This is a genomic window from Clostridium hominis (genome assembly GCF_014287825.1).
Taxonomy (GTDB): Bacteria; Bacillota; Clostridia; order Clostridiales; family Clostridiaceae; genus Clostridium; species Clostridium hominis.
Genome location: NZ_JACOOO010000024.1, coordinates 1 through 20,885 on the forward strand (window position 1 = coordinate 1; position 20,885 = coordinate 20,885).

Genomic DNA, 20,885 nt, shown 5'->3' on the forward strand with positions numbered 1-20,885 from the left:
TTTTTAATAATTGGGTTATAATTTTTAAAAACAAACTAAAAATTATTAATAATCTTATATAAATTTTCACATTCTAAAAATTGAATACCTCAATAATTAATTCATTTCTTTCTATATAAAAAAATGAGATTATATCTATCTATTTTTCTAACTCCCAAAATGCCTTATCTTTCATATGAATAGGAATACTACTATCCCCCATCTTAACTAAGCTATGATGTTTAGTTAAACTCTTAATCTTTGTAAATAGAGTTTCCTCTTCTTGCTTGCTTTGTGTATTAAATATATATTTAACATCTTTATTGCTTAAATCAGCAACATTATGAACTACCCACGTTAAAATATAGTTGGAGTAATCATTATTTCCTGTTGAGAAATGACTTAATAATTGAGTTGAAAGTATTGTACCTACACCAAACTCTCTTCCTTCTTTAAGTATTTTCTTTAATGTTTCAAAATCTTTACTTAAGAAGTTATCAGCTTCATCAACTAAGATCATTTTATTCAACTGTCTTAGATTTCCTTTTACTCCACTATGTCCATATGCTTGCATTTGTGAATAGAATAAATCTAATGTTATAGCTACAACAAGGTTTTGTATATCTGGATCATATCCTGATAGATCTATTACTGTAACTCCATCGATTAAATCAAATAAGCTCTTTGTTTCGTGAGGATTTGGTTCAAATATTTCAAAATCTATTAAGTTACTAAATGCTGCATATAAACTGTCTTCTTTCAAATCATCTCTATTAATATAAATATCATATACATCTTTTAATGTAGGGGCTGGATTATCCCATGTATCTGGCTTATGCTTAATTATACCTCTCTTTTCATAAGCTTCCATAATTAAGTCTCTCAAGAATGTTTCCTGCTTAATTCCTAGCCCAAATGCTTTAGCTAAAGTAACCTTTAGTCCATTTGCTATATGCAATGGTAACATTGGTTTAGAATTAACAGCTTTAACTACTGATAATGGGTTAAATGGTAAATGATAAAGTTCATATACCTTTGCATTAGTAGCTTCTATAAAATCTGTTTTTGACTTATTATAGTCACCCTTATAGTCGAAGATTAATATTCCAACATTTTTACCTTCAACATTATTGTAAGACTCTCTATGAAGCTGTGTAACTAACGATTTAGTAAACTGAGTTTTACCGGTTCCCATTGTACCTATAATACCTGTATTAGTATGGAATACCTTATCAGTATTATTTGGCTCCCATATAATTTCTTTATTATTATTGACATTATGACCAAATAAAACTTCCATATTTCTATTAGTATCATTTACAATCAGTACCTCTTGCTCTATAGGTAATGTATCTACGTATCCTTGATCAATTTCATCAGGTTCAGTATCTTTAATCGCTGGTTCAACTGCTTCAATACCATCATCAACTATCACAGGATTATTATCTTCTAATCCTTCAATATCAATTGAACTATCAATAACATTTTCTCCTAAGACTTCTCTTATCTCAGAAATTGATTTAGTAATAAAGTTTACTCCGTCATCTTCTGACATTTCAATAACCATTACACCATCTTCTATTTTCTTATCATTAAATGTTAAACCTCTTTTAAATGATATAACTGCTGCCTCTCCCATTGAAGTTACATCAACCGGTGAAACTTCATAATCTTCATTTAAAAGTCTTCTTCTTATATCAGAATCAGTTATTAATCCCCAATTTTCTTCCTCACAAACATTATATAGCTTTAATTTTTCCGCACTTGTAATCACTAATTGCATTAAGAAGTTTCTATATATTCTTTGTGTAGTTGTAATATTTCCTTCTTCATCTTTAGAGAAGATTGTATCAAATATCTTCTTTGTTTGTTTAGCTTGTTCTATCCCCTTTTGAATATATTGGTTTGTATTTTCACCAATCTTAACCTCTACAGGATAATAATGTACATATACTTTTCCATCAACAACTTCAACACCTACAAATAATATATCATCACTTGTTGCTCCACTATTATCAAATCCAAGATTCTTAGCTGATAGGAATCCATCAGATTGTTTAAGTCCAGCTCCACCAGAAACTCTTAAAATTTCTTCTAATGAAATAGGAATCCAAATAACACCTTCTTTTTTAAATTCAGCTAAACCTAACTTAATAGCAGAAAGTATACTTATTTTTTCTTTAGGGAAATGTGACTTACTTGATAATAATCTTAGTAACCAATCACCGTTAATAGCATTAAACATATTTATTACTTTAGGAGAATAATCTGATGCATTTTCTATATCTTTCTTTTCTAAAAACTCTTCTATTACCCTTTGATAAGGTCCAGACTTTCTTGTAACTGTAATTGCATCGTACCCTCCAGCAGTAGTATATTGATCACTGTAATGGATAATCAATAAATCTTTAGCATCTGGATCATTTTTAAAGAAATTCAAGTCCACTTTTGGATTTATAAATGTTATCCAGTGACTTGCATCATAAATCGCTTCTAAACCTAATTTTGCATTATTAGAAACTGCAATAGCCTTACATTGATTTCTTCCAAATGGCTCACCAGAAGCTGCAGAATTTAATGCGTTTAATCTTGTAGCAACATTCATTATACTAGTATCATTATTGGCATACTTTGTTCCAAATCCAGTTCTATACGTGTCTCCTAAAAATGTTGACGGCACTCCAGAAATAAGTCCATTTAGAATCACTCCTGAAGGAATATCATCAGATTTAGATGTTATAGCTTTTATATCATTACTCATTTCTAAGAATGTTATATGAGCATATTCAATTCCATCTTCTACCTTCTTGGTATAAAAATGAACTTTTTCTCTATATATCTTCAAAACATCTTCTTCAGATAAACTATCTACAGTTAAATCTAATCCATAAGTGCTTTTTAAATCTTCTATATCATCGTTAAATGCAGCTTCTTCAAAAGCTGAAGTGATATTTTTATCTGCATAGATAAATATCTCCATTGGTAATGGTTCAACTTTCTTATTGCCTTTTAGCAATTTAACATAGTATTTTAAAACCCCTTGAAGTATTTCTTTACTATCTCCTGTATTTATTAGATTAAGCTTAATAGGAGCATTAGTTGCCATATCAAACATATATTTAAAATGTCCAACAAACTCTTCTATCTTTTCATGTACTAGTTTAGCAACAAAGTCTCTTGAACCTTTATATCTTGGCAACGCTTCATCAACATAATATTTCCATTCTGGAGAATGATGTTGTTCCATAGGTACATATAACCTATCATCACTATTTTGTACATAAGGCAGTAAATATGTTGAAGTTAATTTTTTTATTACTTCGTCTGATATTGAGTCAACACCTACTTCATTACTTAAATGTAGCTGATATGCTATATTTAAAGGATGTAATGGCGTTAAAAGAATTTCTCTATCCTCTACTTCCCTATATATCACACCTATTTTAAATAAGTTCCTTTGTTGATTATTTAAATAAGAACCTTCTTCTATACTATTTAAAGCTCTTACATATTCCTTTATAAAATCATTGTATAACATCTTTAGATCATCATTTAGATACATTAAACTTGGTATATTACCTGACTTTTTATAAAAATCTAATATATTGTTATAAGCTATATTTACAGCTTTATCTAGCTCTAATGACTTTATTTCAAGTCCATTTACTGTATCCGTAAAACATAAACCTTCTAAATTGATAAGTTCTTTTTCAAGTTCTAAATTCTTTCTGAATTCATCTCTTGCAAAATATTCTCTTGTACCAAAATATAATTTATTATCCCCAACAAGTTTAAAATTTGATTCTTTCTCTCTTTTCAAATTCCAAACTTTAAGCCCTTCTATAGGTGCTATCTTTTCATTTGTGCCTACTATTCCAATTGGTATAAATCTATCTTTTATCTTTAGATCAAAGAAAGCTATATCACTATCCCCTTCATATTGATAGTTATCTCCTATTTTTACTACTAACTTCTCACCATCAAGCAATTCGACTTTTTCATTATTAACTGAAAGATTATATTCACTTTTATTCTCAAAATATCCATTAAATATAACTTCAGGTTCATTTGTATTTATTGAAATGTATCTAACTTTCTTCCCCTTATATACAATAGAAAATTTAGTAAATACTGAATCAAATACTTTTTCATTACAATGTAACATAACAATTTTAAAGTCAAATTTAATACCTTTATCATTTTTATAAGTTATTTTATAAAAATTAGATTTTCCTTCAGTATTAAATATTGTAGCTTTTATCTTCTTACCACTTGTTACAGCCTCTACCTCTCCATCTGTTGATAATCCATCTTTTCTTACATAATCATCAAATGAAAACTCTAAATCTACTTTATCTAAATTGTCTTCATTAAACACTAATATATTTCTTATTCTTTGTTTTACCTTTGATTTACCTTCTTCTTTATCCCACTTAGCCGAACTCGAAATATACTCCAATACTTTTGATCCCTTTACGCCCTCTATTGAAGCATTCACCTCTTTATAATCTACTGATTTCCAATCAGATTTCTTTAGCTTATCTATCCCTTTTTCATCAAAATATCTTTCAAGCTGGGTCTCTGGATTACCATAGTTATGTATTTCATCAACTCTTGAGAAGTATAAAGCATTAGTCTCTAATCTCTTTTTTAACTTAGCTCCTGTTAATTCTCCTAAATCACTGTCATAAAATAGTCCAAAGTTTTTATAATGTTCTCTATCTATACAAGTGCTATTAATAGTTTCAAGAATCTCTTTATATTCAAAAACTGAACCATTATCTTGGAATAATTCTGTCTTTTTTCTCTCTAAATCTAACTCAATTATCTTCTTATCAACCTCTTTAAATTCAGATACTGCTAACTTCTTTTTAATGTCTTTTTGTATGGACTCTATATGAAATGGCATCCCCTCTTTACTAAAAGACTCTGTTCCTCCCATAATACTATCTAATGTTGTATTATGAATAAATAGAATAGCTTTATCTTCATATCCTACTTCCATACCAACCATATTTCTTAATCTAGTTAAAAAGTCAGGCTGTACATTATCCTTAGTAGAAGCAACTATAAGTTTTACCTTTCCAAAATTAAGCATATATGAAGTATATTTTACTTCACCTTTATCTGTATAATGAAATTCTTCAGCTAAGTTATTTTCCTTTAAAGCTTTAATAAGTTCTTCTACTTGTTCATCTGTTTCAAATTGTATATTATATTTAGCACCAACTTCTAAAGGATTATCCTTAAAGAATTCTATAATTTTTTCTGATAAATAACTATAAAACTGATCTAACATATTGTGCATCCCCACTATCCGATTTCTTTTCTAGAAGGTTTAACTTTTCATATAATTGTATAACCTTCAATTTTGAATCTCTATCAAAGCATATTCCCCTTTTTTCAAATTCCTCAAATAAGAAGCTTAGCTTAAGTTTTCCTTTATCTTTTATACAAATTTTAGTTAATAAAATAATATCATCCTCTGTTAAATTCAGATTGTACCCTAATGGTCCTCGCTTTTTAGAGAACTTTTCATATACAAATTTAATATACCAATTTCTATATGCTTCATAAGCTCTTGATCTACTTGAATTATTAAACTGATATTCAACAGTTTCAAACAACTCCAATACTTTATCAAAAGCTAAATTTCCAGAATTAATTTCTTTTATTTTCATAGATCTCCAAGTAATATCTATTATTTGATTTTTATATAAGTCTATTAAAGATTGAATTTCTACCATAGCCATAGTTTCATCAGTATTATTAAATAATTCGTATAATTCTACATAATTTAATTGTTCATATGTGTTGCTATGGTTTAAAAGTTCTAAAGTTATAGCATGTGAAAATAATGTTGTTACATTATTCTTTAATAAATCCCACCCAAACTTATAAGCAGTTCTATTCTTTGATAAACTTTCCCATGATAAAGAGTAGTATAAGCTATCAGGCTTACTCAAATCTGCTTTTTCAAATTTGGATAACTTTAAGGCTAATTGTGAAACATAGAACATATAATAAAATTCTAATACTCTCTCTAATGATTCCTTGTATAATTCTTCATTACTAATTAAAAACTTAAAGTCTTCTAAAAATCTATCTCTAACAAATGGTAAATAACACTTAAACTCTTCATCTTTAATATCGATCTCTTTAAGCTTTGGTAATGAATCTAAAACTAATTTATACATTATATTTTTAACTTCTACATTATAATGCTGAGCAACTACCTCTTTTAATTCTTTATTAGTTAAAACAGAAGATAAAAATGTAGCAATCTTTTCTTCTTTACTTGAAGCTTGTATATAATTTAAAGTTTTAATATCAAAGTTAATAAGATTACCATTATCTAAAAACATTGTTTTAATAATATCTTTAAAAGTTTCTTTAGAGTTTTTTCCTTCATATTCTCCAATTTTTTCTGATACATTTTTTATAAATACATCTTCATTAAAATCTTCACTTAATTTTTTACCACATATAGATCTTGAAAAAGCTCCTGCTACACCTTGATAGTCTATATCTAGATTTTTATCATTAGCCACATATGGAAGCATTCTAAATTTATCACAATGTGAGTGTGTTAACCCCCCATTAGTCTTAAAAGAAAACGCTTTTTTTATTCCATCTATATCTATTATAATTTCCTTTATATCATTCATATATCTACATCTCCACAAATCTATACTCTTCAAATTCATCATTATACTCAAGTTTGTATTTTTTATTATCTTCTCTATTTTTTTCAGTGAATACTAACTTTTCATCTTGAGAACCTATAGATTCAAGCTTATTAATAAATTCTATAAAATTAATAAAGTGATTCTTATCATTTTTATTAGGTCTATATCCATTTACTACTTTATATAATAATTCATAAAGTTGATAATCTATTTCTATTTCATAAAATTTATCGCTTTTTTCTGTTTTATATCTTAACTTTATATTCTTTAAGAATTTTACTAACTCAACATTATTATTACTAGGTAGTCCTGATACATCAGCTTTAATTTCCAACTCTTCACTTACTTTATATTTAACTTGATTTTTCCCTATAAATATATTGATATAGTTTTTATCTGCAGCACCGTTCCACTTAACTATTCCATCTTTTATTGTTGTATATAAACCTTTAAGTTTAGATTTTTCACCTTTATTCCAATAATACAAGTTTTCAATATAATTATCATAAATATTATCACATAATGAGAATATATCTCCTTTACCACACAACTCATAACTTCTTATAAAAGTTTTTAATAATTCATATTTTACATTGTTATATTTAGTATCTGAAAAATCAATATCATATAAGTTATCTAAATATCCTTTCGGTAAATCTAAATACTCATTAAAAAACCCCTTAACCTCTGTTGAGTTATTAAATTTAATTATAAAATCATCAAGCTTGCTATTTCTTACATTTAAAGGATCAAGTCCACTTAAAGATTCAAAAATAAATGATAATTCCTTATGATTAAATAGTATGTTTGGAGTTAATGATCTAACATAATCAAGTTTATTCATAGAATTAATCTTATTTTTAAATGAAGGTGAATTAACATCTAAGTAAGTTCTTGAAATTATGGCTTCATAAATAAAGTTTAATAATGCCCTCGTGGAGATAAGTATCTTATTCTTAACTATAGCTTTAACTAATAATTGAATAATTTCTTCTTGGACTTCATCTTCACTTATAAATTCGTAATTAGCTTTTATAGGACAACAGCTACAGTTTTTACAATCTATGCAATTAGCCTTATAAGATTTATAGAATACGTTGTATTCACTTTTATTTGTTATTTTTTCTAATAACTCTTTTATATAATCCGATTTAACTTTTCCGTCTTTTAATGTATACAAATGATAATCAGTAAAATCTACAAATTGAAAGTTGCTGTCATCGTTATACTCATTTTCTTCTATTCCTGGCTCTAATATTTTTTTATCATAAACAAACTCTCTTAACTTTGTAAATCTATCACCATATTTAGAATCGATAAAATTATTAAGAGTTCCTAAGTTAATTGCCAAAATAAATTTTTGTGTTGTATTTTCAATCTTTTCATCACTAAACTGATCTAAAACTTCATTTAAAGTATCCATAGAAGTCTTATCTGGTTCTAAGCTTTCGGTGGCATCATTATGTAAATCAAAGTTCTTCATAATCTCAGGCATAGTATTCTTAAAATATGATATAATATGTGACTTACCATCACCAACGCTACCACATACTAAAATTAGCTTACCTTTTCCACTTTCAGCCGATTTTTTAATAAGCTTTTCTAACTCTCTTTGCACATCTCTTTCTATATGCATATATCTCTTGAAGCCACTAAATGTATTTAAACCTTCTACTGCCTCTTTAGATGATTCTTTAAGTCTTGATAATTCTTGTATAAGGCAGTTCTTACTCACCTGCTCAATCATTGGACCATCTACTATTTTCACCTTAGAATCTCCTATATTATTTATTGATTTAACTTCTAATTTTTTATCAATAATTTCATTAATTGTCTCTTTAGAAATATCTATAGTATCATCATTTCTCGAAATGGCAACTTCAGTTACTACTTCTTTAGTATGATTTGTAGATTTTATTAAATCATCAACTTTTCCCATTAATTTTTGTAAGAAATTGGTCTCAAGTTTATCTTCTTCCTTTTCTTTATTTGGCAATGGGTTCTTATATATTGGAGCTTTGAAATTAAAATCTATATAGGTTTCAATAAACCAACAAGTTATCTTAAATATATATCTATGTATACTTAAAGCTATTTCTAGTTCTTCTTCTATTTCCTCATGAGCAGCTTTGTTAGCTGTAATTCTAATTTGGAATAGATACTCATTTATTTCTTTATTAAATATATCCTCAAATTTTAATCTACTTAATCTTTCTGCTAAATTTAAAGAATTAAGCTCGTCCATATCTTCTAATTTAGCTATTTCCTTACTTAATATTTCTATAAAAACTCTAGATTTTAAAATTACACTATGTGGTGCTGTAAAAACTAATCTATTAATATCTTCACCTAGACTATATAACTCTTTATAGTCCTTATCAAAATATTTAAAAATATCTCTTTCCAAATGTGTACATCCTCTCTATATTTATATAAAACAATATAATTTCATTTTATTGGCATATTAATGAATATTATAACACAATTGTTATTTATTTTACATATTTATTCTCTTAGAATTATCCTCTTAACCCTTGATTTTAAACAAATTTCTCCATAATTAAAGGTCCCTTATTAAAGGGACCTCTATTCATTAAATTATTTCCTTAAAACTTCATTTAATTATATTAAAGCAATATTATTATCTTCTATTAATAACTCATCACAATTATACACCTCGAATGGCATCTTATCGTATATTATATTGCTATTTTTAAGGTAGTCTGTTAATTCTGATATTGATATAGTATCTTGTCCTTTTAATTCTGTTTTTAGTATATAAATTATTAGGTCTAATAACTCATTCATTTCAGACTTTTCCTCAACTATAATTGGCACAGGATATCTCTTATCATTAAACTGTCTTTTAAGTTCTTTAATCTCTGGAATATAATGCTTACATATGTTTTTTAAAATTAATGAGTTCCACTCATACTTAATATCAGGAAATTTTGAATAATCTAAAATACCATTTAGAGCTAAATATCCTTTATCTTTAACAAGATTAATAATAACATTTTTTATTCCATCTATATCACTTTCATCTATTTCAAAGTTTTCTAATAATATATACGTCTCTTTTTCTATCTCTATCGTTTCATTTAATAACTTATTAATAGATTGCATTCTTGTACTATCATTCATCTTTATATCATTACAGAAATCTTTTAACTCATTTAAAGTGACCTTATTATTATTTTTAAATAATCTCTTCATTAGCTTTACAGCAGAAATACCATCTTTAGGTTTATTCTTTAATATATATGGTCTTCTAAAATAGTACTTTCTCGATAACATACACTCTACTAATGAAAATAGCTTGAATCCACAATCTATATTATTTTCAGTAAATACATCAATAAATTTTCCCCTTAATTTTTCAAAAAGTTCAGTATCGATTATAGAATCAATTTCACTTTCAAAAATTCTTTGTATTTCTAAATCTATTTCATTTAAATCTTCTAAAGATAAATTAATTAAGCTAGCATGAATCATACTGCCATTATCCCACTTTAGTACATTTTTACATTCGTCTCCAGCCATAGCAAACATGATGTATGTCCATCCTTTTAAATCACGTTCCATTTCCTCTTTTGTTACAACTCTACCTTTATCTTTAATATACTTATCGAAAATATAATTTCTATCATGTTTTACATTTCCTCTATAAATTGTATCTTTAGTAAAGTTATATTTATCATTAAAATACAGTTTTAATATTCCATGCAAGTAATATCTATTATTAATACCAATTTGCTTTAATTCATTCTCAAACTGCGAAAATATCTGATTAATATATATAGTTTCTAAATTAGAATTATCTATAAATTCTTTAATATCATCTAATAACCTTTCATCAACTTCTACCCAGTCTGGATGGATATAACTTCCTCTATCACATAAAACACATGAACGTTCTATTTTAGCTTTAATATTCCTAATTGAGTCCTCTTGTAAATCAAATTTTTCTTTTGCCATACTTGATATCTTACCAATATCATCTTCATTATTAAAAGAAATACCTTCTTTAAAGAATTCCTTAACTATAAAACTATATATTTTTTCCTTAGATACATTTCCTCTAAATAAATAATTGTTAACTCTCTTATATCCTAAAGGTAAAATTATATTTACTAGTTCCTCAATATTAAATATATTTAAACTATCATATTCATACAATTCATACTTAAGTTCAGAGTCTATATTCACAATATCAGGTAGACCTTCCACCATCATATTTATGCTTTTTCTTAATTCTAAAGTATTTCCATTAACCAAGAACTTATTTACTTCCTCAAAATATTGATACTTGGTAGATTCTGCATTTCTTAATACATATTCTAACCATACTTTTTCATACTGATCTATATCTCTTAACCCTAATAACTGTTTAATATTTAATAGCGCAAAATCTGAATAATTTTGAATACTAATAAATATATCTGATATAGCTTCTACTGTATTGACTATCTTCTTCTCTTTTTGTCTTACTCTCTCTCTTGTAATTCCGTAAGATTCTCCAATTTGTTGAAGGGTATTATTATTTACAGCTCTCCCTATCAATATATCATAATCAGGATTCTCTTTAACCATAGTTATTAAATAGCTAAATAGATTATTTGGCTCCATTTTCAGTTTTTCTAATGCTTCAATAACATACTTTATTTTTGTTGCACCTAACTTAGGAATATTAAATTTTCCATCATTTATTATTTTAACCAGTTCATCTATAGTTGATATCTCAATAGTTCTAATCTGTTCTATTAGTTTACCATTTATTTTGTTAAAGCATTCTAATATTGAAATATCTAAGTTTATATAACATTCTTGAATTCCTGTAATTATTTCAACTTTTTCACTACATTGCACTAATGCACTTTCATCATTATCTGTTATATATTTACCTCCTATTACCTCTTCATATTTTTCTATAAGCTTTTGCTTTTTACCAGCCCCAAACCCTCTAAGCTTGTCCACTCTATTGAAGTCAAAACCTCTAAGATCTTCTATAGTTATGTATTCATATTCTTCACAGAAATTTAAAAATATTTTAAATATATTATCATTAAAAACATCTGCTATTAATAAAGCTTTAGTAGAATTTAGATTTTCTCTGCTTTCCTCATCACTTTTGTTACAAAGTACCTCTTCTAATTGTACTGGCTTTTCACTTATTTCTTCTTTAATAATTACTTGCTCTATTTCTTCTAACTCTTCTCCTATCAACTCTTTAGAATTAGTAATAACATCATCAACAACCTCTTCTTCATTTTCTACTATATTAACTAAGCTTTCTTGCTCAACTTTAAATTCGTTATATTCATTAATTAAATCAATTATTTTATGTAGATCCTCTATTATATCTTCTGAATTAAGAACTTTTTCTTTTACTTGTTTATATTGAGATTCTGCTAAAATCGCTTCTAATTTTTTTACTGATTTTACATAACTATTTATATGTATATTAAACTTATTAAATTTATCGGATAATTCAATTTCATTTTTATCATAAGCACTTGTATCTATACTAGTTGGCTTGCTATTTTTAAATAAACTTATTAGCTTTCTAAATAACCCCTTTACTTCTATTTGCTTTTCTACTATTAAGTATGTATATTTTTCCTCGTTATGTTTTTTCGCTAAAATTCTAATTTCATCACTGCATACTAATCCACCATTAAAATTTCCTCTAATAAGTTCTCTAACAACTTCTTTATACTCCTCATCTATTTTAATGTTACTTAAGGAGTTATCTATAATATCTTGTATACTCTTAATGTTCTCCTCAATATTATTGTTATTAATATTCAAAATTTCGTTAACTCTATCTATTAATAATTTATCATTGTTCATTACCTTTCCTCCACTTGTTCTTTTTAAATACTATCTTATTATATCAGATAATAGATAATTCACATCAAACCTTATACGCTTACTAATCTAAAATCCAAAAGTTCTATTCTATACTTTATTTAATAAGCAAAAAGGAACCTGCATCAATTTTAATGCATCGGCTCCTAATTATTAACTATGTAATTGTATATCCTCATCTTCATTTCTTAGAAGATATTTATTTCTAAGCATTCCTAAAAAACTTAGAAACGTTTGATTATTACTACTTTTATCAACTGAATCCTTCATTTAGAAGTACCTTGAACAACCAATTAATTGATTTCATTATTAACGCCTCTAGCTTATCCTGAAATTCATAAAATTTCTCATTTGGAGCGTTAGACTTTAAAAATCTATAATTCCACTCTATATATGAAGTTAATGCACCTCTTGAAATATTAGAAGAACCTATGTAAATCTCACTGTCTATTGGATTATGAAACATATACGACTTTGGATGAAAATACTTATTAGGATTATTATAAAACCTTAAATCAACTTTATCCTTAAGCTCAGACTTTAAAAAATGTAAATCTTACTTTGATTTATGATTATAATGTATAAAAATAATTATGTTTACTATTATTTAAACTTATTTTCACAAAAAATAGAGGGCTATTATCCTACATTTACACATTTAATTATATAATTGCAAGTTTATATCCTTTGAAATCTAAATCTTCTATAATATTTTCTACAAACATACTAGCATTATTATCAATAAGTTTTGCGCCTTTTTCATATTTATATAAAACTTTATCATTTGTTAAATATTCAATATCAGCAACAAGTGAATGATAGCTTCCTACAGATGCTTTTGGATCAAATATTCTTATAACATTTAAAACATCTTCCGTATTTATTTTTCTTGAATTTCTTATGTTAAATATAAAATCTAGCTTTCTACTTTTCACAAGATTATTAAATTTAATCTTCGGATAACCTTTTACATAATCATAGGCTAAATTAACTCTTCTAACTAATCCCGGCACTGTTTCTATATTGCCAGCATATTCACCAGCCAAAGAAGATCTCCTAATTACGTATCCAGTATCTAAATAAATCCCTTTATAACTACTATCAACAATATTCTCATGCTTACTTTTTTCTATTATATCTATAAATCTATCATCAACCAATAAAATTGTTTTAACCGCTCCATCTTCGTAGTATAAAGTAACTGTTTTTTCTTTTATACTTATTTGACCATATCTTAAATTTAATAAATCATAAGCATGTTTTCCATATATCCCATACCTACTTAGAACTAGAGGTAAAACCAATTGAATATGGCACCCTTTAGCCATCATTAAGTTTATCATACTCCAAAACTTATCAAGTCCAATCACCTTGGTTTTCAATGCTTTCACATTTGTGGTAAAATCATTTCTATCTATATTATCACATGGATTTAAAGTTATAAAACCTTTATCAACCCTCCATTTACAATATTGATTTATAAATTTAAACACTCTATTTTGTTGACCTTTACTACTTGTTGGAACTGCTTCTATAATATCTTTTATTTCATCTGTTGTAAATTCTGATAAATCTATTCCTTTTATTTTTTCAACGTAAAATATCGAAGAATTATATAAGTAGTATTCTACTTGCTTTGTTGATGAATTTTTATAAAAATCATTTAAAAAGTCATTTTTATTTATCTCAAACTTACTTTTGCTTTTTAAGATTTTATTCATCTCGATTTCTGTGATACAATCATCATCTATCTTATCATATACATTATCAACTATAGTATAAACTCTACCAAATAAAAACTTTTGCCTACTATTCTTAGACATTAAATCACCTCACTAACAATGTTTTCAAAATATGCTATTACTTTATTTATAGGACATTGTTTTACAGATAATTTCAAGTCCATTATTGTACTCATATCAATTTTCTTTCTCATATTACTTAATATTTTTAAATAGTCATTTAATTGTAGATCTTTATCTTTCAGTATATAAGCTATTGTAAAATATCCGATAAACATATTAGGAAGTTTATAAACCTCATCAAATAATGTATTCTTCTTATTAGTCTCTTCTATTAAATTAAATAAAGTGTCGATTATTTTAGTCATATCTATAGTAGTAAATAATGTTGATGATTTATTTGCAACATCTATTTTTAGTTTTTTAATAGTATCTGTAAGTATTACCTTATAAGTTATTTTCTTATTATACTTACATTGTTCATATGTATCTGCAACGTTTCCTTTTAAAATATAACTATTAGACACAATCATATCTACAAATTCTGTATAATCACTTTGTTCCAAAATCTTCAACCAAGTCTTATCATCATCTGTTCTTTTAAAAACTAATTCAACTATTCTTTTAGCTCTAACTATATCTGCTAAAACTAACTTGCAAGCTATTTTTCCACTTAGCCATTCTCCAGTTTTTTCATAATGCAACTCTACTGCTTTACCTATTCCTAATATACGGTGATATCCATCTAGTATTGTACAAATTGTATAATTTTCACTATTCAGATCATAATTAGGTTTTATTATTAAATCTCCTATTTCTTTATACCTTTTTTCAAACGTAACCTGAGGTGTTTTCCCCTTAAAAAGCATACAATTTATTATTATCTCTGTTGGTTCGAATTTTCCATTTAATATAATCTCGGAAATTTCATTCACTGCTTTATTATTTATATTAATCTCTCTAATAATGCTATTATCAGCTATTTCACTGCACTCAGCAGACCTTTGTGTAGAATGGGGATATAACCACAATTTATTTTTCATATATTTATAAACTTGCTCATAAGTAAAATCTCCATGATATTCATGTAAATTAATTCTTCTAAAATCTTCGCAATATATCTCATTAATTTTTTCTGATGGATTTACATAATTCGCCCACTCTGTAATTTTATTATCAGAATAATAACGATATATATTAAATTTATCATCATTCAAACTTTTATAACAAGCATCTGCAAACGTCATTTTCTCAATATCTCTCATATCAGAAACTACTTTTGTGCCACTAAAAAGATATTTTACAAATTTAGGATTCAATCCCTTTTCGCAAAATGATTTATTTATTTCCTTCTGAAGTTTAAAATTATCTACTTCATTATCTATTATTTTACTTAATAAAATATTTAACTCTTGTACATCCTTTTTTATCTTATGTTTACTCAACCTTTTCCCTCCAAATACTATTTTATAAAATAAATTGATGAATTTTTTTATTTGTTATTTATTAAGATAATTATTTAAATATCGTTGCATTTTATCAATTATTTCTCAGCCATTATCAACAACTTCATACAACATTTCACACCCTTGATTAGCACCCTTGATTAGCACCCTTATAATTTATAACTCTTATATTAATAATGTCACAAGTAACTGATATTAAGTAAGATAAACTATATCCTGGCAACATTCTACAATTTCCAAACAGTTCTTCATTGAAAATATCTTCATCATCTTCACACTCTTCAAAAGCTTCATTTGCGGCTAAATCTCCTGATAAGGTATCAATAACATCATAATTTGCTTCGCTCCAATACATATATGGTATTGCAATTTCTTTGCCTTTATTGATTATTTCATCATATAATTACTACTATCTGTATTTTATTAATTTTTGTATTATATCTATTGAAAAAAGTAGTTTATCTCAAATCTATGATCTCTAAGGATAAACATAAATATAAGAAGTAGAACCGTCATTATTAACTCTCTAATGACGGTTCTTACATTTTTCTTATTTAATATATTTATATATAACTAATTTTGTAATTCAACCGTTTCTACAGTAATAATTATTTTTCTATTTATCTTACGCTCTATAATCTTCAACTATCAAATCATGCTCATAATTACAATTTAATAGATAGATAAATAAATTCGCTATCTATTAAGTTACTTATATTGACCATCTGTTTCAGGGGCTATTTTCCATTCCACATCATTAAAATCTACACTTCCACACATAAGCTCTGTCTGTCTTAAAACTGTTTCTAGAGCTTTCTTTGCTTTATCTGGCGGATAGTCGTATTTCTTTAGAAATCTTTTGATTATTCTTCTCATTCCAGCTTAGGCACTTTTTCTTCTGCTCAAGTCTATAGAGATATTTCTTCTTATGGCAAAAGTTAACTCATGTCCTATTTTGCTATCCTTTGCATTATCTCTTATAAAGTCCCATATTGCTTCCTTTGGAACCCAGAATAAATTCTCTTGCCTTGTATGAGATGCCTTTGAAATTTCAGTATGTATTATAAAGCTAAATTTATTCCTCTTCCCTCTTGGATTTCCTCCATTTTGAATAATTCTTAGACATCCACCAACTATAAAATTGATAATAGAAGTCCTTAAGCCTTCAACCTTATCACTTGTCAAAATCTCTTCATCTTTAAACTTTCTTCTATCACTACTTTTTATTATCTGAAGTTCTTTATCATATATAGCGCAAAATAAGTGCTCCCCTAACGGATGCTTCTCTCTATCAAAGTAGTATTCTCCCCCTATATATCCATCACCATGTGGTACTAATACAGTATCATCTGGCTTAATAGCTCTTATATCCTTATCATTTCCTAAATCAATAGTTTCAGGTTGAAGATATAGAGAATATGGAGTTGCTGTAACTTGAACAAATTTACATGTTAATTGAAGTCTTAATTCATTAATTTGAGAAGCGATTCTTCTTAAATCAAATTCTTCTGAATCCTTATTTTTATCGTATCCTACACTACAGAAATCAGCCTCATCATCAATAATTAAACATCTTTTATTCTCATGTAGTCCATATTCTTCTATAAACTTCATTAATTTAGGAATATTGTTCTTTTCCTATTTTACAACGATGATCATCTTCTTATCAAGCTCAAATTGTGACATGCTTAGTGCCATACACATTATGTCAAATATTTCTATAATGTCTTCATCCTTAAATTCTTTAAATTCATCTTTCATTCTTGCTGTAGTTTGCTTTGCAAGTGCATTTGAGTTTTTTGTTAAAACTACTGCTAAATCATATCCATTATCAAAAGCTAATGATATTACCCCTATAAATGATCTTGTTTTACCACTTTGTATTTTTCCAAGCATCATTAAAGGCTTATCTCCAATCTCGTCAAGCTTTTCAACAGCTTTTACTACACAATTATATGTTTTTTCATTGTAATCTTCACTTTTTACACTGAAAAATTCCCCATCTAGTATAATTGTCCCACTCTCCAATAAGTTTAATATTCTACATACAAATTCAAACTTTCTACTATTACATCATTTAAACACATCACATAATATTTTCATAAAAAATTTGTCTACTTTATTATATCATCATGAATTTTCAAAATCATCTTAAAAGTACTGATCATAAATTATGTTGTTAACTATCCTAAAGTATTTTATTATCTTTATCTAGTAACCTCATTAATATATCTTAATTATATACCACAAAAAAGGTAGTTCATTCTAACTACCTTTTCTAAATAATTACTATACTTTTATTAAATATTTCTATAGCATAGTAATCAAATAATTATATATTTATTTTAGTTACATTACTTTATTTCTATTTTTAAAAAATTCTTTAACACCAAAAATAATACTATTTTTCTTTCGTAGGTTACATCCTTCGCAAAGCATCTGATAATTATCCTTAAGTTCATCACCTACTAATGACCAAGGAACTATATGATCATAATGTGAGTTCTTTAAATTAATATGTTCTCCACATATCTTACACTTATATCGTTGACTTTCTAAAAGTAATACCTTCGTCTCCTTAGATACTCCTTCTCTTGTATCCCTTTTATTATAAAAGGCTAGGATCAATTCTAAGATCCTAGCTATTTCTTTATCATTTAAATCTAGCCCAGTTATTCTTCCAACTATTTTTCTCACTTCTAGATCTTTATCTGTTGAATTTCTAAGAATTTTTCTAAACGCCTTCTTATTGTTACCTTTACGAAGATATAAAGTTAAATCTTCAAATACAGATAAAATAAAATATTGATATACTACAACTTCGAAATTTTCAATTTTTATATTATTTCTTGTTAGAAGATCATTTAATTCACTTACCATTGTTATATTCCATCACTTGGATCAAATTTTTTAGAACGCTTCTTTAGAATTTTTTCATATTCACCAGCAATATCATTGGCAAGCTTTATTGTACCACCTTCACCTCTAAACGCAAGCTTATGAGTTTTATCATCAAAGACATCATCTACTGCTGAAGCATCTTTCACAATTTTTACATAGGTTTTAAAATTATCAACTGTTGCTGCTAGTTCTAAATTTATTAATGTATCATAAATCTTAGGGAATATATACATCATAAATCTAAATCCACTAATCTTAGTTATTATATGTTTATTAGTTTTTATCTTCTTATTATATACTTCTTCCCACGCCTTAAGATAATTAGAAATAATCTTTTTAATCTTATTATCCTCTAAATCCTTTAACTTATTAAAAGAATCACTATTCTTTATTACTTTTGATACCTGTGTTTCTTTCCAACCACCACTAACCTTTTGCTCTCCAATAACAATTTTCCCCTTAATAGGAGAGTAATTTTCTTTATTTAAGCCTTCTACAATTTCGTATATTCTCTCATCGTTATCATCAAGTAGTCCAAGATATTTTTTCATTAACTTTAATAAATTCTTAGACATTGTATCCTGCTTTTCATTAGTTATCAAAAATAATTCTCTCTTTTCCTGTAAGCCCAGGTTTTCAAACACGAAAAATCCCATTTCATATACTATATCATCTGATAAATTCATGTTGATAAAGTCATCCATGAAGGCACGAAGCCTATGCTGCCCATCGACAGTTTCAATACATCCTAAGAAATTTTTAATCTCCTCCTCAGTTGTTGGAAATTCAATATAGTAGTTACCTTTATCATCTTTCTGTATTTTTAGCGGATCTATTATATCTAGCACCGGGGCTGAAGGTAATATTCCTGCACACTTCAATACTGATCCTTCAAATTTAATTTTCCCTCCGACATAATCACTAATTTCCTTAACCTTCTTCTTTATCCAAGGCCTTTGTGCTTCTTGCTCTTCCCCATCTTTTATATCTGCTAACAACTTTACAACAATCCTTGGATCAGATTTGAAAAACCAAAAAATTTCGCCTTTTTGTATAATTGGTGTAAGATCTACTTTATTCATTTTTAACTCCTAAAATTTATTGCTTATATTTTAATGATATGCTAGCACAAAGAAAAAATGATTAATTTTTTCGAATTTTAGATCTAACTTATATTTATTTATTACCTTTAATTTTATATGCTAATTATTTAATCAAAAAAAGAAGCACCTGCCACTAACAAATGCTTCATTATAATTCTTTAATTCTTAGTTTCTCTCCAAAACGCTATCTCAATTTGCTTTTTATCACATACATATTCATCCATATATTTTTAGTAAACCTACATTTAGGAAAATTACTACAACCTATAAAAAATCCATTCCTCCCATTTCTTTGTAGTAGACTTCCTCCACACCGAGGACAAATATCCATATTCTGCGATGATCTACCATTTCTTATATTTCTTTTTATATTATTGACATGTTCCTTTCTCATCTCTTTTGAATCTACGTTATTACTTGCTAAAGAATTATGTATATCATTTACCTCTTGTATAGATAGAGTTCTCTCATTATATCTTCTAATTTCATTTAAAAGATCCCTTGTATAAATTACTGGTGTTTGTGTATTAACCTTTAATGTAGCTCTATTTGTAAAAGCTATTATAGATATATATTTTATATTATTATGTAATCTTAGTTTTTTCTTTAATGCTTTTATATGTCCATAATTCTGTTTTATTGGATTTCTTAAAGTTTCTTTTCTTTTATATATAACTTGTTTCCAGTTATCGGCATATTCACTTCCAACTATCCAGCCCCTATAGTTTTTTGTTTATATAACAAATATCCCATACACCGATACAATTACATGATCTATTTGACTACTTCCATATTCAGTTTTTAAAAGTAAGTTATTAATAACTCTATACTCATTAACATCTAAATTATCTAAATATCCTGCAACTTTCTGTTCTCCTTTTCGCCCTTTATATTTAGGACTTGAAAGAACTGCTGCAACAACAAAAAGTATTGTTAATAATACAAAATCCATATCTCCACCACCTATAAAAATCCCTTAACAACCTATATTTATATTATACCATATATCCCCTATAATTTTTGTAATATGATTTTAACTCATTATTACTTAGTTTTAAATATTCATTTTAGATTTGGTACTTTTAGCAACCTCAGTCAGTTCAAATCTATACATTCAGCGACAAATTAAACAAA

Annotated in this window: 14 protein-coding genes and 1 pseudogene; all 15 read right to left on the bottom strand. The window is 26.6% G+C overall.

Annotation, left to right across the window (positions count from 1 at the left end):
- Window positions 1-139 precede the first annotated feature (139 nt).
- The gene (gene dptH, locus H8S20_RS11280) at window positions 140-5,278 is read right to left on the bottom strand and encodes a DNA phosphorothioation-dependent restriction protein DptH (protein ID WP_186860169.1); all 5,139 of its coding nucleotides are present in this window, start codon (window positions 5,276-5,278) and stop codon (window positions 140-142) included.
- Window positions 5,259-6,647 (bottom strand): DNA phosphorothioation-dependent restriction protein DptG, encoded by a 1,389-nt coding sequence (dptG, locus tag H8S20_RS11285; protein ID WP_186860170.1) that lies wholly within the window; start codon window positions 6,645-6,647, stop codon window positions 5,259-5,261. Before dptG ends, dptH begins: the two co-directional genes overlap by 20 nt.
- 4 nt (window positions 6,648-6,651) lie before the next feature.
- On the bottom strand, window positions 6,652-9,075 hold the full coding sequence (gene dptF / locus H8S20_RS11290; RefSeq protein WP_186860171.1) for a DNA phosphorothioation-dependent restriction protein DptF: 2,424 nt from the start codon (window positions 9,073-9,075) through the stop codon (window positions 6,652-6,654).
- Between the two features lie 215 nt (window positions 9,076-9,290).
- Window positions 9,291-12,521, bottom strand: coding sequence for a sigma factor-like helix-turn-helix DNA-binding protein (locus H8S20_RS11295; RefSeq protein WP_186860172.1), 3,231 nt, complete (start codon window positions 12,519-12,521; stop codon window positions 9,291-9,293).
- A gap of 271 nt (window positions 12,522-12,792) precedes the next feature.
- Window positions 12,793-13,005 carry a phospholipase D-like domain-containing protein gene (locus H8S20_RS20870; RefSeq protein WP_436231598.1) on the bottom strand — a complete coding sequence of 71 codons (213 nt, stop codon included), beginning with the start codon at window positions 13,003-13,005 and terminating at the stop codon, window positions 12,793-12,795.
- Window positions 13,006-13,201: 196 nt separating this feature from the next.
- Window positions 13,202-14,362 (bottom strand): phage lytic cycle repressor MrpR family protein, encoded by a 1,161-nt coding sequence (locus tag H8S20_RS11305; protein WP_186860173.1) that lies wholly within the window; start codon window positions 14,360-14,362, stop codon window positions 13,202-13,204.
- Complete coding sequence (locus H8S20_RS11310; RefSeq protein WP_186860174.1) at window positions 14,362-15,726, bottom strand: hypothetical protein; 1,365 nt, start codon at window positions 15,724-15,726, stop codon at window positions 14,362-14,364. The genes H8S20_RS11305 and H8S20_RS11310 overlap by 1 nt, the downstream gene beginning before the upstream one ends.
- 148 nt (window positions 15,727-15,874) lie before the next feature.
- The gene (locus H8S20_RS11315) at window positions 15,875-16,102 is read right to left on the bottom strand and encodes a hypothetical protein (protein ID WP_186860175.1); all 228 of its coding nucleotides are present in this window, start codon (window positions 16,100-16,102) and stop codon (window positions 15,875-15,877) included.
- Window positions 16,103-16,455: 353 nt separating this feature from the next.
- A complete protein-coding gene (locus tag H8S20_RS20330; protein WP_207725314.1) occupies window positions 16,456-16,623 on the bottom strand; it encodes a type I restriction enzyme endonuclease domain-containing protein in 168 nt (55 codons plus the stop codon).
- A gap of 6 nt (window positions 16,624-16,629) precedes the next feature.
- Window positions 16,630-17,361 carry a hypothetical protein gene (locus H8S20_RS11320; RefSeq protein WP_207725315.1) on the bottom strand — a complete coding sequence of 244 codons (732 nt, stop codon included), beginning with the start codon at window positions 17,359-17,361 and terminating at the stop codon, window positions 16,630-16,632.
- Between the two features lie 24 nt (window positions 17,362-17,385).
- Window positions 17,386-17,775, bottom strand: coding sequence for a hypothetical protein (locus H8S20_RS11325; RefSeq protein ID WP_186860176.1), 390 nt, complete (start codon window positions 17,773-17,775; stop codon window positions 17,386-17,388).
- 321 nt (window positions 17,776-18,096) lie between these two features.
- The gene (locus H8S20_RS11330; protein ID WP_186860177.1) at window positions 18,097-18,627 is read right to left on the bottom strand and encodes an HNH endonuclease; all 531 of its coding nucleotides are present in this window, start codon (window positions 18,625-18,627) and stop codon (window positions 18,097-18,099) included.
- Window positions 18,628-18,629: 2 nt separating this feature from the next.
- A complete protein-coding gene (locus H8S20_RS11335; RefSeq protein ID WP_186860178.1) occupies window positions 18,630-19,730 on the bottom strand; it encodes a DGQHR domain-containing protein in 1,101 nt (366 codons plus the stop codon).
- A 205-nt stretch (window positions 19,731-19,935) separates the two neighbouring features.
- Complete coding sequence (locus H8S20_RS20335) at window positions 19,936-20,145, bottom strand: topoisomerase DNA-binding C4 zinc finger domain-containing protein (RefSeq protein ID WP_207725316.1); 210 nt, start codon at window positions 20,143-20,145, stop codon at window positions 19,936-19,938.
- Between the two features lie 168 nt (window positions 20,146-20,313).
- Window positions 20,314-20,703: pseudogene (locus H8S20_RS20480) on the bottom strand (nuclease-related domain-containing protein); the annotation flags it as partial.
- Window positions 20,704-20,885 lie beyond the last annotated feature (182 nt).

Bases quoted from the DNA above. Each gene is read 5' to 3' on its own strand.
- dptH (WP_186860169.1), bottom strand. From the start codon at position 5,278: ATGTTAGATCAGTTTTATAGTTATTTATCAGAAAAAATTATAGAATTC.
- H8S20_RS20335 (WP_207725316.1), bottom strand. From the start codon at position 20,145: ATGAGAAAGGAACATGTCAATAATATAAAAAGAAATATAAGAAATGGT.
- H8S20_RS11295 (WP_186860172.1), bottom strand. From the start codon at position 12,521: ATGAACAATGATAAATTATTAATAGATAGAGTTAACGAAATTTTGAAT.
- H8S20_RS11330 (WP_186860177.1), bottom strand. From the start codon at position 18,627: ATGGTAAGTGAATTAAATGATCTTCTAACAAGAAATAATATAAAAATT.
- dptG (WP_186860170.1), bottom strand. From the start codon at position 6,647: ATGAATGATATAAAGGAAATTATAATAGATATAGATGGAATAAAAAAA.
- H8S20_RS20330 (WP_207725314.1), bottom strand. From the start codon at position 16,623: ATGAGAAGAATAATCAAAAGATTTCTAAAGAAATACGACTATCCGCCA.
- H8S20_RS11320 (WP_207725315.1), bottom strand. From the start codon at position 17,361: ATGAAGTTTATAGAAGAATATGGACTACATGAGAATAAAAGATGTTTA.
- H8S20_RS11305 (WP_186860173.1), bottom strand. From the start codon at position 14,362: ATGTCTAAGAATAGTAGGCAAAAGTTTTTATTTGGTAGAGTTTATACT.
- H8S20_RS11315 (WP_186860175.1), bottom strand. From the start codon at position 16,102: ATGTATTGGAGCGAAGCAAATTATGATGTTATTGATACCTTATCAGGA.
- H8S20_RS11335 (WP_186860178.1), bottom strand. From the start codon at position 19,730: ATGAATAAAGTAGATCTTACACCAATTATACAAAAAGGCGAAATTTTT.
- H8S20_RS20870 (WP_436231598.1), bottom strand. From the start codon at position 13,005: ATGTTTCATAATCCAATAGACAGTGAGATTTACATAGGTTCTTCTAAT.